This is a genomic window from Streptomonospora arabica (assembly GCF_039531585.1).
Classification (GTDB): Bacteria; Actinomycetota; Actinomycetes; order Streptosporangiales; family Streptosporangiaceae; genus Streptomonospora; species Streptomonospora halophila.
Map to the genome: position 1 here is coordinate 181932 of NZ_BAAAQI010000004.1, position 16385 is coordinate 198316.

General features: G+C 72.6%; 14 protein-coding genes and 1 pseudogene. 6 read left to right on the plus strand and 9 right to left on the minus strand.

Annotated elements, in window-relative coordinates; all coding sequences use genetic code 11:
* Positions 1-120 precede the first annotated feature (120 nt).
* Entirely contained in the window at positions 121-918 is a 798-nt protein-coding gene (locus ABD284_RS09230) for a carbon-nitrogen hydrolase family protein (protein ID WP_344142214.1), read from the plus strand.
* A gap of 959 nt (positions 919-1877) precedes the next feature.
* On the opposite strand, the pseudogene ABD284_RS09235 reads toward ABD284_RS09230, so the two are convergent.
* A pseudogene (locus ABD284_RS09235) lies at positions 1878-3336 on the minus strand (CoA-acylating methylmalonate-semialdehyde dehydrogenase); the annotation flags it as partial.
* Positions 3337-3550: 214 nt separating this feature from the next.
* Positions 3551-4843 carry an aspartate aminotransferase family protein gene (locus ABD284_RS09240; protein WP_344142216.1) on the minus strand — a complete coding sequence of 431 codons (1293 nt, stop codon included), beginning with the start codon at positions 4841-4843 and terminating at the stop codon, positions 3551-3553.
* Positions 4844-4999: 156 nt separating this feature from the next.
* Between ABD284_RS09240 and ABD284_RS09245 the strand changes: the two genes are divergently transcribed.
* Together ABD284_RS09245 and ABD284_RS09250 are read left to right on the plus strand one after the other, a co-directional pair.
* Entirely contained in the window at positions 5000-6631 is a 1632-nt protein-coding gene (locus tag ABD284_RS09245; protein ID WP_344142218.1) for a PucR family transcriptional regulator, read from the plus strand.
* A 117-nt stretch (positions 6632-6748) separates the two neighbouring features.
* Positions 6749-7237, plus strand: coding sequence for an Lrp/AsnC family transcriptional regulator (locus ABD284_RS09250; protein ID WP_311547148.1), 489 nt, complete (start codon positions 6749-6751; stop codon positions 7235-7237).
* Between the two features lie 70 nt (positions 7238-7307).
* Here the strand turns inward: ABD284_RS09250 and ABD284_RS09255 are convergent, their stop codons facing one another.
* Both ABD284_RS09255 and rlmN read right to left on the minus strand, forming a co-directional pair.
* Positions 7308-7784: a VTT domain-containing protein gene (locus ABD284_RS09255; protein ID WP_344142220.1), complete on the minus strand. Its 477-nt coding sequence runs from the start codon at positions 7782-7784 to the stop codon at positions 7308-7310.
* 41 nt (positions 7785-7825) lie between these two features.
* The gene (gene rlmN, locus ABD284_RS09260) at positions 7826-8923 is read right to left on the minus strand and encodes a dual-specificity RNA methyltransferase RlmN (protein ID WP_344142221.1); all 1098 of its coding nucleotides are present in this window, start codon (positions 8921-8923) and stop codon (positions 7826-7828) included.
* A gap of 248 nt (positions 8924-9171) precedes the next feature.
* Between rlmN and ABD284_RS09265 the strand changes: the two genes are divergently transcribed.
* Positions 9172-10257, plus strand: a complete 1086-nt coding sequence (locus ABD284_RS09265) for a suppressor of fused domain protein (protein WP_344142222.1) — start codon at positions 9172-9174, stop codon at positions 10255-10257.
* 63 nt (positions 10258-10320) lie between these two features.
* On the opposite strand, the gene ABD284_RS09270 is transcribed toward ABD284_RS09265, so the two are convergent.
* On the minus strand, positions 10321-10590 hold the full coding sequence (locus ABD284_RS09270; protein ID WP_344142223.1) for a hypothetical protein: 270 nt from the start codon (positions 10588-10590) through the stop codon (positions 10321-10323).
* A gap of 187 nt (positions 10591-10777) precedes the next feature.
* Between ABD284_RS09270 and ABD284_RS09275 the strand changes: the two genes are divergently transcribed.
* Positions 10778-11404 (plus strand): helix-turn-helix domain-containing protein, encoded by a 627-nt coding sequence (locus ABD284_RS09275; protein WP_344142225.1) that lies wholly within the window; start codon positions 10778-10780, stop codon positions 11402-11404.
* Positions 11401-12651, plus strand: a complete 1251-nt coding sequence (locus ABD284_RS09280) for an MFS transporter (protein ID WP_344142227.1) — start codon at positions 11401-11403, stop codon at positions 12649-12651. Before ABD284_RS09275 ends, ABD284_RS09280 begins: the two co-directional genes overlap by 4 nt.
* Before the next feature lie 287 nt (positions 12652-12938).
* Here ABD284_RS09280 and ABD284_RS09285 read toward each other — a convergent pair whose 3' ends face one another.
* The 4 genes from ABD284_RS09285 to tsf form a co-directional block, all read right to left on the minus strand.
* Positions 12939-14000 carry a phosphatidate cytidylyltransferase gene (locus ABD284_RS09285; RefSeq protein WP_386699510.1) on the minus strand — a complete coding sequence of 354 codons (1062 nt, stop codon included), beginning with the start codon at positions 13998-14000 and terminating at the stop codon, positions 12939-12941.
* 5 nt (positions 14001-14005) lie between these two features.
* Positions 14006-14563, minus strand: coding sequence for a ribosome recycling factor (frr, locus tag ABD284_RS09290; RefSeq protein ID WP_344142229.1), 558 nt, complete (start codon positions 14561-14563; stop codon positions 14006-14008).
* Between the two features lie 58 nt (positions 14564-14621).
* Positions 14622-15350, minus strand: coding sequence for a UMP kinase (gene pyrH, locus ABD284_RS09295; protein WP_344142443.1), 729 nt, complete (start codon positions 15348-15350; stop codon positions 14622-14624).
* Positions 15351-15531: 181 nt separating this feature from the next.
* Complete coding sequence (gene tsf, locus ABD284_RS09300; protein ID WP_344142231.1) at positions 15532-16368, minus strand: translation elongation factor Ts; 837 nt, start codon at positions 16366-16368, stop codon at positions 15532-15534.
* Positions 16369-16385 lie beyond the last annotated feature (17 nt).

Below are 16385 nucleotides of genomic sequence, written 5' to 3' on the forward strand. Positions count from 1 at the left end.
CAATCTGGGGAACAGGCGCGGCCGTCCCGCATCGGGCGGAACGGCGGCGCGCCCCCGGTACGGCCGCGCCAAGGGCGGCCGAGGCGCCGGAGGCGGTCGATCCGCACCAGAGGGAGCCCCATGGTCCACGTCGCAGTCGCGCAGTTCGCCCCGGGCGAGGACAAGATGGAGAACCTGGCGGCCGCGGGGCGGCTGGTCGCCGAGGCGGTCGAGCGCGGCGCCGGTGTCGTACTGCTCCCCGAGTACGCGATGTTCACCGCACCGCGCACCGACCGGCGGTTCGTCGAGGCCGCCGAGCCCCTGGACGGCGCTTTCGTCAGCGGACTGGCGCGCCTGGCCGCCGAGTCGGGTGCGGTGGTCGTGGCCGGCGTCAACGAGGAGGTGCCCGGCGGCGAGCGGTTCCGCAACACCCTGGTGGCGCTGGAGCCCGACGGCTCCATCGCGGCGCTGTACCGGAAGCTGCACCTCTACGACGCCTTCGGGGTGACCGAGTCCGACGTCGTGGAGCCCGGGCCGATCGACGAGCCCGAGACGTTCTCGCGGGACGGCGTGGTCTTCGGCCTCCAGACCTGCTATGACCTGCGCTTTCCCGAGGTGACCCGGCGCATCGCCGACGCCGGCGCACAGGTGCTGCTGCTCGCGGCCGAATGGGTGCCGGGCCCGCAGAAGGAGGACCACTGGGACACGCTCGTGCGGGCCCGGGCGATCGAGAACACGCTCTACGTCGCCGCGGCCGGGCAGAACGCGCCGACCGGCGCGGGCAACAGCATGGTCGTCGACCCCATGGGCGTCCGGATCGTGGCGCTCGGTGAGCAGGCCGGGGTTGCGGTCGCACCTATTTCGACGGACCGCCTGGCACAAGTCCGGACGAAGAACCCGGCCCTGCGGCTGCGCCGGTTCACGGTGACCCCCGCGTAGCACCGGAGAACTGTCCGATATTTCCTTCCCCTGCCCTGGTCATCCCATCACACATTCCGTCACAGTCACAGATGGTTACTGAAGTTCGTCGCTCTGTAACAAAAATCGGCCTGGGCTATTCCCGTTGCAGACCGCTTCTGATTCAATAAGACCCGATCACGGCAAGCCCGCCAGACTGTCCTAAACCACGGGGGGAGCAGGGACGTTGAGCGGTCTGAGCATTATGTGCGATTCAGACATCGAAAATACGGACACAACCGACATTCACCTCTTTGACGCAGGAGCACTCACGGTCTCGCAGCTCATGGGCGAGGCCTGCGCTGTCTGCCACGCCCGTTGGCCGCGGCCCCGGCACCGGATCGGAGTCTCATCCGACGGCGGTGCCGTGTTCGGGTGCCGCGAGTGCGTCGGCTTCGCCGCAGGGTACGACTCCGGCGCCTTGGAGCACGCGCTGGTCGCGCACTGACCGCGTCCGCAGCGCCGCAGCGGCCGTAGCAGGGCCGGTCGGGCCCGCGCACAGCCGGTTCGCGCGCGACGCGGCGGTGCGGCCACCGGCGGGAACGAAGGGTCGCCCGCCGCAGGAGAGAAGTGGGGCGCTCCGGGAGACGGGGGAACCGCGCCCGGAGCGCCACCACCCACGCGCTCGCTTCCAGGGGGAGGAGGGGAAGAGCGCGTCTCGGGAAATGGTCCGCGTCGCCGACCGCGGCACCGGGGGTGTGGCGCCGCGGCGGTCCGCACACCACAATACCGACTGTCGCGGGCGCGGAACCCCGTGTAGGCGAATTCCGTTCCGTTGAATCGGCTCAATCCGAGCCGGGCTCATCCGCTGGTCGGGAACCCGAGGTCGACTCCGCCGCTCTCGGCCGAGGACGCCGCTTCCGTACCGGTCGCCGCCCCGGAGGCGGCCCCGCCTCGGCCCGCCGCTCCACTCGCCCCTCCACCGCCGGCCGGCGCCGCCGACCGCCAGCGCGCCGTCACCGCCTTCGTGCGGGTGTAGAAGTGCACCCCTTCGGTGCCGTGCATGTGCGAGTCGCCGAACAGCGAGTCCTTCCACCCGCCGAAGGAGTAGTAGGCCATCGGCACCGGGATCGGCACGTTGATCCCCACCATCCCGACCTCCACCTCGTTCTGGAAGCGGCGCGCGGCCGCGCCGTCGCCCGTGAACACCGCAGTGCCGTTGCCGTAGGGGTTGGCGTTGATCAGCTCCAGGCCGGCGTCCAGGTCGGGCACGCGCAGCATGCTCAGCACCGGACCGAAGATCTCGTCGGTGTAGCAGCTCATCCGCGGGGTCACGTGGTCCAGCAGCGAGGGCCCCAGCCAGAAGCCGTCGCCGCCCCCGCCCAGCACCGGGTGGGTGCGGCCGTCGATCGCCAGGGTCGCACCCTCGCGCACACCCGACTCCAGGTAGCCGGCGACCCGCTCGCGGTGTTCGCGGGTGACCAGCGGCCCCATCTCGCTGCGCTCGTCGTCGCCCGGCCCCACCCGGAGACGCTCGACCCGCCGGCGGATGCGCTCCAGCAGGTCGTCGGCGACGGAGTCGGCGGCGACCACCGCCGAGATCGCCATGCACCGCTCCCCGGCCGAGCCGAAGCCCGCCGAGACGGCCGCGTCGGCCGCCGCGTCCAGGTCGGCGTCGGGCAGCACCAGCATGTGGTTCTTGGCTCCGCCGAGCGCCTGAACACGCTTTCCGTTGGCCGCGGCCGCGGCGTAGATGTAGCGGGCGATCGGGGTGGAGCCGACGAAGCTGACCGCCTTGACGTCGCGGTGCTCCAGCAGTGCGTCCACCGCGACACGGTCGCCGTGCACGACGTTGAACACGCCGTCCGGCAGACCGGCCTCAGCCCACAGCTCGGCCAGGCGCACGGCCGCCGACGGGTCCTTCTCGCTGGGCTTGAGCACGACCGTGTTGCCGCAGGCGATGGCGACGGGGAACATCCACATCGGCACCATCGCCGGGAAGTTGAACGGGGTGACCGCCGCGACGACGCCGAGCGGCTGGGGGATCGAGTAGGCGTCCACCCGGGAGGAGACGTTCTCCGAGAACCCGCCCTTGAGCAGGTGCGGGATGCCGCAGGCGAACTCGGCGACCTCAAGGCCGCGCGCCACCTCGCCGGCGGCGTCGGAGACCACCTTGCCGTGCTCGGCGCTGATGATGCGGGCCAGCTCGTCGGAGTGCCGGTCGACCAGTTCCCGGAAGCGGAAGAGCACCGAGGTGCGCGCGGACAGTGACGCGTCGCGCCAGGCGGGGAACGCATCGCGGGCCGCCGCGACGGCGGCGCCGACCTCGAAGGGGCCCGCCAGATCGACGGTTCCGGCCACGGCGCCGGTGGCGGGGTTGGCGATGTCGGCGCGGCGTTGTTCGGCACTCGCCCCGTCGAAGGGCTTGCCGCCGATCCAGTGGGTGACGTGCTTGCTCATGAGAAGACCTCTGCAGGGTCGTGCGGATGGGGGCGGGGCATGCGGGCTCTGCGGTACGCGCGAAGGCGTAAGGGGGGCCTGCGGGCGTGCGGTACCCGCGGGAGCGTCCGGCGGAGCCCGCGGGCGCGCCGACGCTGCGGTCGGCGGCGCCCGCACACGGACGTCCGGCACGCTTCGGGGCGCCGGCGGGTCGCGGCCGGGATGCGCGGCGGGGTCAGCGCGCCTGGGCGTCGACCTCGGTGACGGCGTCGACGAGGATGTCGCGGGCCTCGCGGACGTCGGCCTCCCCGACGGTCAGCGGCGGTGCCGCCCGCAGGACGTTGCCGCGCAGTCCGCCCTTGCCGATCAGCAGTCCGCGGCGCCGAGCGGCCTCCAGCACCGCCGAAGCGAGCTGGGGCGAGGGCGCGCCGGTGCCGGGGTCGACCATGTCCACCGCGTACATCAGGCCCTTGCCGCGTACCGCGCCCACCGCGGCCAGGCCGGTCAGCGGCCGCAGGCCGTCGAGCACGATCGGGCCCAGGCGGGCGGCGTTGGCCTGCAGGTCGTGGTCGAGGACGTAGTCGAGCGTGGCGTTGGCGGCGGCCATGGCCACCGGGTTGCCACCGAAGGTGGAGACCCCGTTGGCCGTCAGGCCGTCCATCAGGTCGCCGCGCGCCACGACACCTCCGACCGCGAAACCGTTGCCCAGGCCCTTGGCGAACGTGATGGCGTCGGGGGCGACCCCGTGCTCGCTGATCCCCCAGAACCCGGTGCCGGTGCGGCCCCAGCCGGTCTGCACCTCGTCGGAGACGAACAGCACGCCCTCCTCGTCGAGGACCTCCTTGTAGGCGGCGAACAGGCCGGGCGGCGGCATGGTGAACCCGCCGACCCCCTGGACCGGCTCGGCGATCAGGCAGGCGACTTCGCGGGCCGTGGCCGTGGCCAGCACGTCGCGCAGGTCCGCCACGCATGCGTCGATGTAGCGGTCGTCGGACATGCCGCGGAACGCGGCGGCGTCGCGGTCGGTGCCGTGCAGGTAGTGGACGTTGAGCGGGGACAGCGCGGAGTTCTTCCACCCGCGGTTGCCGGTGACCGCGACGGTGCCGTAGGAGCGGCCGTGGTAGCTGTTGCGCATGGCCAGCACCTGGTCGCTGCCGCGTGCGCAGGTGGCCAGCAGCAGGGCCGTCTCGTTGGCCTCGGTGCCGGAGTTGGTGAAGAAGACCTTGGCGTCGGGGATGCCGGACAGGCGTGCGATCTTCTCGGCGAGCTCGACCTGGCCGCGCAGCAGGTACAGCGTGGAGGTGTGCACCACGCCGGTCGCGATCTGGCGTTCCACCGCCTCGCGGACCTCGGCCACGTCGTAGCCGAGCATGTTGGTCAGGATGCCGGCGAAGAAGTCGAGGTAGGTGTTGCCGTCGGCGTCGGTGAGGCGGACCCCCTTGCCTCCGGTGATCTCGACGGGTTCGTCGTAGTAGAGGGCGAGCCACGAGGGCATGACGGCGCGGTGACGAGCGAGAAGTTCCGACATGACCTCAGTCTCACTCCCATCGCGCCCGGCCGCCAGCGGCAGGGTGTCGGTTTCGGTCCCGACTGGTTGACAACGTGTCATCACCGCGGCCGGGCGCGCGGGTCGGCCGAGGCTTTCGCCCCGGGTCGGAGGCGGACGCGGGCCTAGACTGGGTGGGTGCTGCCCACCCTCGCCGACGTGCTCGAACTGCCGGCCGTGCGTCGCGCGCGCCCGCGGGTCGTGGTAGGCGCCGACCGCCTGGACGCGCCCGTGCGCTGGGTGCACATCGCCGAGGTCACGGATCTGGCGCACCTGCTGCGCGGCGGCGAGCTGGTGCTGACCACCGGGATCGCGATGCCCGACGACCCCGAGTCGCTGCAGGCCTACATCGACGGCCTCGCCTCCGCCGGAGTAGCGGGCATCGCCGTGGAGCTGGGCCGCAAGTACGACGCGGAGCTGCCCGAGGAGCTGCTGCAGCCGGCCCGCAAGGCGGGTATCCCGGTGGTCGCGCTGGAGCGCGAGGCGCGCTTCGTGGAGATCACCGAGGCGGTGCACATCCGGGTGGTCAACCGGCAGTTGGAGGAGCTCCGCGAGTCCGAGCGGCTGCACGAGGTCTTCACGGAACTGTCCGTCGAGGGCGCCCACCCTTCGCGCGTGCTCCGGGAGATCGCCGAGCTCTCCGGCTGCCCGGTGGTGCTGGAGAACCTCGCCCACCAGGTGCTGGTCTGCGACCTCAACGGCGAGGACCCCGGGCGCCTGCTGGCGTCGTGGGAGACCCGCTCGCGCGGCGTGCGGGTCAGCGGGCGCACCTCGCACGACGCTCCCACCGGGTGGCTGGTGACCATGGTGGGCGCCCGCGGCCAGGACTGGGGGCGGCTGATCCTGATCACCGGCGCCGCACCCGCGGCGCGGCAGACCATGCTGATCGAGCGGGCGGCGACCACGCTCGCCCTCGGCCGCCTGCTGGAGCGCCACCAGGAGAGCCTGGAGCGGCAGACGCACCGCACGATCATCGCCGGGATCATCGACCGCGCCTACTCCGACCCCGAGGAGGCGCTCGTGCGCGCCCGCGCGGTGGGTGTCCCGCTGTCCGGACGCCGGCTGGTGGGGCTGGTGCTGCGGCTGCGCGAGGCGGGCACCGGGCTGGCCGCCCAGGCGCGGCTGTCCGACACCGCCGAAGGGGTGGCGCGCGCCTGCCGTGCGCTGCGGCTGACGGCCCTCGTCGGCTCGATCGACGACCTGCGGGTGGGGGTCCTGCTGGCGGTGCCCGACTCCGGGAAGCTGGAGTCGCACCTGCACCGGTTGTCCGAGGCCATCCGCGAGCGGGTGGGGGCGAGCGCGGTGCTCGCGGTGGGCTCCACCGCCCAGGGCGTCCGCGACGTGCGCCGCTCGTTCCTCGAGGCGCGCCAGGTCGGCGACGTGGCGCTGCACCAGGAGGACGGCGACGGCGACGGCGGCCCCGACCGCCCCTTCTACCGCCTGCCCGACCTGCACCTGCGCGGCCTGCTGCACCTGTTCCGCGACGACGAGCGGCTGCAGACCTATGTCGAGCGCGAACTCGGGCCGCTGCTGGACTACGATGCCCGCCACGGCAGCGATCTCACCGAGATGCTGCGCCAGTACCTGGCTTCGGGACGCAACAAGGCGCTGGCCGCCGCCAACGCCCATCTGTCGCGCCCGGCCTTCTACGAACGGCTGCGGCGCATCTCCCACGTGCTGGAGGCCGACCTCGACTCCGTCGAGACCTGCCTCTCCCTCCATGTGGCGCTACTGTCGTTGGAATCGGTACGGGGCAGACTCTCGTCCTAGAGGCGCTGACCGGCATCCCCCTGGAGTATTCTGATTCAGTTGCACTGATCCTCGAATACCACCGATTCACGATCCTAGTGGCGCAAGAACTGTCATTTATGCCAATCGGAGGACCCTGTGACCGACAACGGTGATACTGCGCCGGCCGCCGCTCGCAAGCACCCCCACCTCGATGCGACGGCCAAGCGCATCATCGAGCAGCTGCAGCAGGACGGACGGCGCTCCTACGCCGCGATCGGCAAGGCCGTGGGCCTGTCGGAGGCGGCCGTGCGCCAGCGCGTCCAGCGGCTGCTGGAGGCCGGGGTCGTCCAGGTGGTGGGCGTGACCGATCCGATGATGCTGGGCTTCAGCCGCCAGGCCATGATCGCGGTGCGCTCGAACGGGGACCTCACCGCTGTGGCCGACCAGATCTCCGAGCTGGAAGGCGTCGACTACGTCGTCGTCACCGCCGGGTCCTTCGACATCCTGGTCGAGGTCGTTGCGGCCGACGACGAGCAGCTGCTGGAGCTGCTCAGCGCCATCCGCTCGGTGCCCACCGTCACCGGCACGGAGACGTTCTTGTACCTGCGGCTGCACAAGCAGACCTACGCGTGGGGCACTCGCTGAGCGGGACTCGGAGGCGCGGCGCCGAGCCGTCCGGGCCGCCGCCGAACCCCGGTCGGCGGCCTGCCGCTGGCTAGAGCGCCCACATGGCCAGGCCGGGGGCGTAGACCAGGATCGCGAACCGCGCGGTGCGGGTCACGAAGGTCACCAGGACGAACCACGCCAGCGGCATGCGCAGGGTGCCCGCCAGCACCGCGACGACCATGAACGGCGGGATGCTGGCGAAGGAGCTGACGGCCACCAGGCCGACCGTCCACCAGGGGCGCCCCTCGGCCTTGGCCCGCCAGCGCTCCACGCGCGCGGTCCACCGCTGCGGGGTCCGCGCCCGGCGCTTGAGCCACGGCACGTTCAGCGCGCCGCGCCCGATGTAGTAGTAGGCGATCTTGCCGGCGGTCTGGCCGACCCCGGCCGCCACCGCCATGGCCGCCGGCACGCCGCCGCCCAGCGCGCCCACGCCCACGAGGTAGAGCTCGACGTTGATCACCGGGAACAGCGCGGACGCCGCCCCGACCAGGAAGGCCAGCGCGATCTGGGCGGCGGGCTCGGTCACGTCCTCAACTTCCGGTTGTCGGGGGGCGACAGCGCCGGCGGCTAGTCCTCCGCGGCGGCGAGCTGGCCGCAGGCGCCGTCGATCTCCTGGCCGCGGGTATCGCGGATGGTGACCGGGACCCCGTGCGCCTCCAGGCGGCGCACGAACTCGCGCTCGTCCTCGGGCCGGGAGGCCGTCCACTTCGAGCCCGGAGTCGGGTTCAGCGGGATCAGGTTGACGTGCGCCAGGTGGCCCTTGAGAAGGCGGCCCAGCAGGTCGGCCCGCCAGGCCTGGTCGTTGATGTCGCGGATGAGGGCGTACTCGATCGAGACCCGCCGCCCGGTGGTGCCGGAGTAGCGCCAGGCGGCGTCGAGGACCTCGGCCACCTTCCAGCGGTTGTTCACCGGCACCAGCTCGTCGCGCAGCTCGTCGTCGGGGGCGTGCAGCGAGATGGCCAGCCGGACCTGCAGCTGCTCGGCGATCAGCTTGTCGACCGCCGGCACCAGGCCCACGGTCGAGACGGTCACCCCGCGCTGGGACATGCCCAGCCCGCCCGGTACCGGATCGGTCATCCGGCGCACGGACTCCAGCACCCGCCGGTAGTTGGCCAACGGCTCGCCCATGCCCATGAACACGACGTTGCTGATGCGCCCCGGACCGCCGGCGACCTCGCCGCGCGCGAGGTCGCGCGCGACCGAGACCACCTGGTCGGTGATCTCGCCGGTGGAGAGGTTGCGGGTGAGCCCGTTCTGCCCGGTGGCGCAGAAGGGGCAGTTCATGCCGCAGCCCGCCTGGGAGGAGACGCACAGCGTGATGCGGTCGGCATAGCGCATCAGCACCGACTCGAACAGCACACCGTCGAAGGCGCGCCACAGCGTCTTGCGGGTCATGCCGTTGTCGCAGGTGACATGGCGCACCGGAGTGAGCAGCGGCGGCAGCAGGGCGTCGCCGAGCGTCTCGCGCACCTCCGCAGGGAGATCGGTCATGGCGGAGGTGTCGGACTCCAGCCGGCCGAAGTAGTGCTGCGCGAGCTGCTTGGCGCGGAAGGGCTTCTCGCCGAGTTCGGTCACGGCGTCCCGGCGCTCCTGCGGGCTGAGGTCGGCGAGGTGGCGGGGCGGCGCGGCCCGTCGGGGCGCGGCGAAGGTGAGCTCGGCAGGCATCGGTATCCAAGGCGGATCGGAGTCGGACGGCAACCGCAGACGGGACCGGCGATGCGCGGTACTTTGGGGGCCTATACGGCCATCGGCGACGGAAGCCGTGGTACCGCCGGCGCGGCCCGGTCGGGCACTACGGTTCATGATATGCGGCGCTCACGCCGGCGCCGTCCGGCACCGGCCGGTCCGCTCCCCTCGCGGGTCGCTCGGCCGTGGGACCAGCCGAAGCAGACGAGAGCCGACAAGGAGGGCAGGTGGCCGGAGCGCGCGTCCTCCTCGACCAGTTCAGCCCCTACCGCAGCCGCCGCGTCATCGTCGAGCACGACTCCCGCACCACCTCCGCCTACCTCCTGGACGCCCGGGGCTCCATCCGCGTGCCGGTGTGGCTGGCCAACCACGGGATGGCTCCGGAGACCAGCGATCCCGAGGGCCTCTACCGCGGGCAGGCGCCGCTGATGCCCGCCGCGCAGACCAAGCACCCCCAGGGCCGCGCCCCCTTCGACGAGTCCGCGCTGCGCGCCGTCTGGTTCGAGGAGGGCGACGGTGTGGCCCTGCTCGACGACGACGGCCTCCTGGCGATCATCCCGGGCTGGGCCGAGGCCGACAGCGGCCTGCCCGGCTACGCCCGCGAGGCCATCGGCCGCAGCCCCTACGCCTGGGCGCTGGACCCGGTGGCCGAGCAGCTGTGGCCCCGGGTGGTGCACGCCGAGGCCTACTGGGACTGGCGGGCCGCCCCCAACGCCTGGCGCAGCGTCCAGCGCACGGTCTTCAACCACCTCACCCGCACCGTCGGACCCGCCGGGCACTACTGGGACGTCTCCGACGGCCACGCCCCGCTGATCCGGGTCTCCGAGCGCCCACCGACCGACGACCGGCCCTACACGGTCCTGAGCACCGTGGGCATGTGCGGGCAGCGCATGCCCACGCTGGACCGCTACATGGCCGACACCTCCGCCTACGCCCGCATCGAGCTGGCGCTGGCCACCACCACACAGGCCCACGTGGCCGCCCGGATCTTCCGCTGGATCGGGGCCTTCCCCTGGCGGGCGGTGACCTGGTTCGGCACCGGGCACAGCGTGAAGTGGCTGGACAACCCGGAGGACACCGCCATGCGCGGCGGCAGCGCGGCTGTTCTGCTGGTGGCCGACCCGGCCCCGCTGAGCGGGCCCTCCGGTCAGCTGCCCCCCGACATCTCCGGGCTCACCTTCCACGGCGACCCGGTCACGTGGCTGTGGATCGTCCCGATCACGCGGCCCGAGCACCTCTTCGCCAAGGAGCACGACTCCGCCACGCTGATCGACAAGCTCGCCGCCGAGGGCCGCAGCTGGATCCTGGGGTGACCGGGGGACCGGGGGACCGGGGGACCGGGGGACCGGGACGGCCCGCTCGGCGACGGCGCGGGGTCAGGCGGTCCAGCGCTGCGCGACGACCTCGTCGATCAGGTCGGAGACCGCGTTGTAGGTGTGCGTCTGGTTGAACTCCGCGGCTCCGGCCCCGAGCGCGAAGGGGGCCACGTCGGCGTCGCTCAGGGCCACTTCGTAGCCGTGCGCGGTGGTGATGCGGTGGAGACGGCCCTCGGGCGTGTCCTCGGTGCTGTGGTAGTCGATGATCTTCAGCCCGGCCAGATCCATCAGGATCCGGCCGAGCGTGTCCCGCGGCGGCCAGGATTCCATGGGCTCTCCTCGCTTCGTCCTGGCACCAGCGTGCCAGGACCGGCGCCGCGGAGTCGGCCACTCGGCGCAATCTCCCCCCGGCTTCCGCCGGACGGCGGCCCGCGGTCGCCGCCCGCCCGGCCGGCCGCCCGGACAACCGCCAAACAACTCTTTGACGGTTGACCGGGAACCGCCTAGTGTGACCGCCATGTCCCCGCCCTCCGACTCCCCCGACCTCGCCGGCCTGCGGCTGCTCGCGCACCCGCTCCGCCTGCGGCTGCTGTCGCTGCTCACCGCCCAGGCGATGAGCGCGGCCGAGGCCGCCCGCGAACTGGGCGAGTCCCAGGCCAACGTCAGCTACCACCTGCGCCGCCTGCACGGCGGTGGACTGCTGGAGGTCGCCGAGGAGGTACGGGTCTCGGGCGGGCGCGCGCGCCGGTACCGGCACGACCCCGCGAGCGGGCCGTCCGCGCTGGCCGCGGGCCCGGCCGCGACCGGCGTCGACCACCGGGCCGTCGCGGCCGCGCTGGCCGCCGAGCTCCAGCGCCGTGCGGCGCGGCGCCGCGCGGACGACCGCGGCCACATCACCGATGCCGAGGTCTGGGTCGACCCCGGGGAATGGCACCGCATCGTCGAGGCCGTCTCCGGCGCAGCCGACCGCCTGCACGCTGCGGCCCGCCCTCCGCACACCCCCGGCACGGTCCCCACCAGCACCACCCTGGCCATGTTCACCCTCGACGACAGCGGAGCCCGTGACGGCGGCGAGAGCGGTGGCAGCGGCGACGGCGGACACGGCGGCGGAAGCGCCGACGCCGGCGAGCGGCGGGGACGGTGAGCGCGGGCGACCCACCGGCGCCGCGCACCGAGCGACCGCCCCGATCCGAGCGGGGCGTCCGCGCCCCACTCCGCTACCGGGACTTCCGCGGGCTGGCCGCCGGGCGCGGCCTGATGTACTTCGGCAACGCGCTGGCCACCGTCGCGCTGGCCTTCGCCGTGCTCGACCTCACGGGCTCCCCGGTCGACCTGGGGATCGTGCTGGGCGCCCGGTCGGTGGCGCTGGTCGTCTTCGCGCTGCTCGGCGGTGTCCTGGCCGACCGGCTGCCGCGCTCGGTCGTCCTGCAGGGCGCCTGCGCGCTGGCGGCGGCCTCGCAGGCGGCGATCGCCGCCGCCGTGCTGACCGGCACGGCGTCGGTCTCCCTGCTCGCCGCGCTCAGCCTGGTCAACGGCGGGGTGGCCGCCGTGGGCCTGCCCGCCGCGGTCTCACTGACCCCGCAGACCGTGCCCGCGCACCTGCTGCGCCAGGCCAACGCGGTGGCCCGCATGGGCATCATGCTCGGCATGGCCGTGGGCATGTCGGCCGGCGGCGGCGCGGTGGGACTCGTCGGCCCGGGCTGGACTCTGGCGGCCGACGCCGCGGTATTCGCCGCAGCGGGTGCGGCCTTCGGCTTCGTGCGGGTCGCCCCGCCCAGGGGAGGGGGCGGCAACCCGATGCGCGAGCTCGCCGAGGGGTGGACCGAGTTCACCGCGCGGCCGTGGGTGTGGATCGTGGTGCTGCAGTTCATGGTGGTCAACGCGGTCTGGTCGGGCGGGGTGAAGGTGCTCGGCCCCGCCGTGGCCGACGCCACGATCGGACGCGGGCTGTGGGGCGTCGTCCTCTCCGCGGAGACCTTCGGCGCCCTGGCCGGCGGTCTGCTGGCGGCGCGCTGGCAGCCCCGCCGGGCGCTGCTGTTCGGGGTGTCACTGGTCGCGCTGGACGCGCTGCCGCTGCTGACGTTGGGCTACGCGCCCACGGTGCCGTTCCTGCTGCCCGCGATGTTCCTCACCGGCGTCGCGCTGGAGCAGTTCGGCGTGGCCTGGGAGGTGTCGCTGCAGCAGAACATCCCGCCGGAGAAGCTGGCGCGGGTCTACTCCTACGACGCGCTGGGATCCTTCGTCGCCCTGCCGCTCGGCGAGACCGCTGCGGGACCGCTCGCGGCGCTGGTGGGGATCCGGCCGACGCTGGGGGGCGGCGCGGCCCTGATCGTGCTCGCCTGCCTCGCCGCGCTCAGCGTGCCGGGAGTACGCAGGCTCACGACCCGGTGAGCCGAGGGCGACCCCGGCCGCGCGGCCCGCATACGCCGGGCCGCCCCGGCCTCCCCCGCCGCCTACCAGGGCCTGATTGCCGGGTCGCCGTCCTCCTGCGCGGCGCCCCGGCACCACTCCCGCCGCGTTCTCGCCGGCCGGCAGGGCACCCGCCTGACTCCCTCCTCGGCATCGCGAGAGCGGTACGGTCCCCATCGCAGCCCTCCGCCGGAAAAGACGGCGCTTCGCGCATCGGGCACGGGGCGCACCCGCGTGCGCCGCCGCTACCGGCGGACCGTCGAACACGCCTACGGCACCAGCAGGGTCAGCACGACCCAGGCGACCGGTCCGGCGATCAGCAGCGAGTCGACCCGGTCCAGCAGGCCGCCGTGGCCGGGCATGAACCGGCCCATGTCCTTCAGGCCGAGGTCCCGCTTGAGCAGCGACTCGATCAGGTCGCCCACCGTCGCCGCCAGGACGACGGCCACACCCAGCACGGCGCCGGCCCACACGGGGCCGTCCAGCATCAGCGCGACGGTCAGTCCGCCTGCCAGCATGCAGGCCAGCACCGAGCCGCCGAAGCCCTCCCAGGTCTTGTTCGGGCTGATCACCGGGGCCATCTTGTGCCGGCCCATCAGGATGCCGGCGAAGTACCCGCCGATATCGCTGCTGATGGTGACGAGGATGAACGCGATCAGCCGCTCCTGGCCGTCGCCCGGCGTGGCGATCAGCAGCTGCCAGGTGCCCAGCAGGAAGGGGACGTAGAGGAGGGTGAGCAGGTTCGCGCCGGCGTCGCGGACGTACCCCTCGGCTCCGTCGCGCAGCCGCCACGACAGCGCGGCGATGGCCGTCAGCGCCGTGGCGCCCACCAGCCACTCGGCGCCGCCGAAATAGGCGCACACCTGCATGGCGGCGCCGCCGAGCGCCAGCGGCCAGACCGCGAGCCGACCGCCCTTGGCGTCCAGGCCGCGGTTGAGCTCGCGCAGGCAGATGAGTGTGGCCGCGGCGGTGATGGCCACGAACCCGGCCGAGAAGGGGTAGATGGACAGCAGCACGAGCGCACCCAGCGCAACGCCGCTGGCGATGGCCAGCGGCAGGTTGCGGCCGGTGCGCACGGGTTCGCCGTCGGGCTTGTGCAGCACGAAGCGCTGCCGGGCGCCGTCGTCGCCCTCGGCGCCGAGGGCGGCGCCGCCGCCGGCGCCGCCGTCCGGTGCCGGCGCCTCGTCCGAGGAGCCCGCGCCGGAGCCCGCCCGCCCCTCAGGGCGCCCCGACCCGTCCTCGGGTTCCTCGGGCGCACCGGGGCCGGTGGGCGGCGGATCGTGCCGCGCGCGGTCGTCGTCCTGCTCGGAACCGGGCTCGATGAACGTCACGGACTCTAGACCTCGAGCAGCTCGGTTTCCTTGTGCTTGAGCAGCTCGTCGATCTCCGCGACGTACTTGTGCGTGATCTCCTCCAGCTCCTCCTGCGCGCGGTGGCCCTCGTCCTCGCCGATGTCGCCGGCCTTCACGGCCTTGTCGAACGCGTCCTTGGCGTGGCGCCGGATGTTGCGGATGGAGACGCGGGCGTCCTCGGCCTTGCTGCGCACCACCTTGATGTACTCCTTGCGGCGCTCCTCGGACAGGTCCGGGAACACCACGCGGATGACGTTGCCGTCGTTGGCCGGGTTCACCCCGAGGTCGCTGTCGCGGATCGCCTTCTCGATCTGGCCCATCGAGGTCTTGTCGAACGGGGACACGACCACCATGCGCGGTTCGGGAACCGAGAACGACGCGAGCTGGTTGATCGGGGTCTGGGCGCCGTAGTACTCGGCCGTGATCTTGTTGAAGGTCGCCGGGCCCGGACGGCCCGTGCGGATCGCGGCGAAGTCCTCCTTGGCGACCACGACTGCCTTCTCCATCTTCTCCTCGGCCTCGAGGAGGGTCTCTTCGATCATTGGGGCTCCCGTGTGTCGCTTCAGTCCATCTGTCGGGCTGTCGGAGGTCGGCGCCGCGTCAGCTCTGGTCGGCCGTGCACACGATGGTGCCGATCTTCTCGCCCCGCACCGCCCGGACGATGTTGCCCTCGGCCATCAGGTCGAAGACGACGATGGGCAGGCCGTTGTCCATGCACAGGCTGACCGCGGTGGCGTCCATGACCTTCAGGCCGCGGGTCAGCACCTCGTTGTACTCCAGCCGGTCGAACTTGACCGCGTTGGGGTTGCGCTGCGGGTCGGAGTCGTAGACCCCGTCGACCTGGGTTCCCTTGAGCACCGCCTGGGCCCCGATCTCCAGGGCGCGCTGGGCGGCCGTGGTGTCGGTGGAGAAGAACGGCGCCCCCAGTCCGGCGCCGAAGATGACGACGCGGCCCTTCTCCAGGTGGCGGACCGCACGGCGCGGAATGTAGGCCTCCGCGACCTGGCTCATGTGGATGGCGGTCTGCACGCGGGTCTCGACGCCCTGGCGCTCCAGGAAGTCCTGCAGTGCCAGGCAGTTGATCACCGTGCCCAGCATCCCCATGTAGTCGGCCCGGCCGCGCTCCATCCCCCGTTCCGACATCGCGGCGCCGCGGAACATGTTGCCGCCGCCCACGACCACGGCGACCTCGATCCCCTCGGCCACGGCGGAGGCGATCGCCTCGGCCAGGTACTCGACGACGACGGCTTCGATCCCGAGGTCCTCACCGCCGGCGAACGCCTCGCCGGACAGTTTCAGTACGACGCGGTTCCACCCCGAGTCGTGCATCGCTGGGGCCTCCGCGGCGGTATGGCCTTCGGTCTCCGACACGGCGCTCGGCCTCCTTCTGGTTCCCCCGAGTGGTTATGCGAATGCGGGGCGGCCGGGCGTCCACCGGGCCGACCCCCGCCTGATCCACCGAAGGTGCCGGGGCACGGCACGCCCCGACACCTCCATCATGTCAAACGGACTAGGACTGGCCGACCTTGAAGCGCACGAAGCGGCGAACGGTGACGCCGGCGGCGTCGACGATCTGCTGGACCGTCTTCTTGTTGTCCTTCACGAACGGCTGCGCGAGCAGCGTGGCGTCCTTGAAGTAGCCGTTCACCCGGCCCTCGATGATCTTGGGCAGCGCCTGCTCGGGCTTGCCCTCCTCGCGGGCGGTCGCCTCGGCGATGCGGCGCTCGTTGGCGACGGTCTCCTCGGGGACGTCGTCCTTGCTGACGTAGGACGGCGCGAGCGCGGCGATCTGCTGGGCGACGTCCTTGCCGACCTCGGCGTCCGCCTTGTCCAGCTCGACCAGCACGCCCATGGTCGGCGGCAGGTCGGGGTCGGACTTGTGCAGGTAGCTGGCGACGAAGGCGCCCTCGAACTTCGCGAAGCGGCGGAGCTCCAGCTTCTCGCCGATTACGGCGCTGCGCTCCTCGACGACGGTCTGCACGGTCTTGCCGTCGGAGAACTCGCTGTTGGCCAGCGCGGCGAGGTCGTCGACGTCGTTGGCGGCGGCGAAGCCGGCGATTTCGGAGGCAAGCTCCTGGAACTGCTCGTTCTTGGCGACGAAGTCGGTCTCGCAGCCCAGCTCGACGAGCACGGCCGAGGCGTCGTCGTCCTGCTTGAGCACGACCAGGCCGTTGTCGGCGGAGCGCTCCGCGCGCTTGCCGACGGCCTTGGCGCCCTTGACGCGCAGGAACTCGACGGCCTTGTCGAAGTCGCCGTCGCTGTCCTCCAGCGCCTTCTTGCAGTCCATCATGCCCGCGCCGGTCTGGTCGCGGAGTTTCTTCACGTCGGCGGCGGTGTAGTTCGCCATGGCGTTTCTCTAATCCC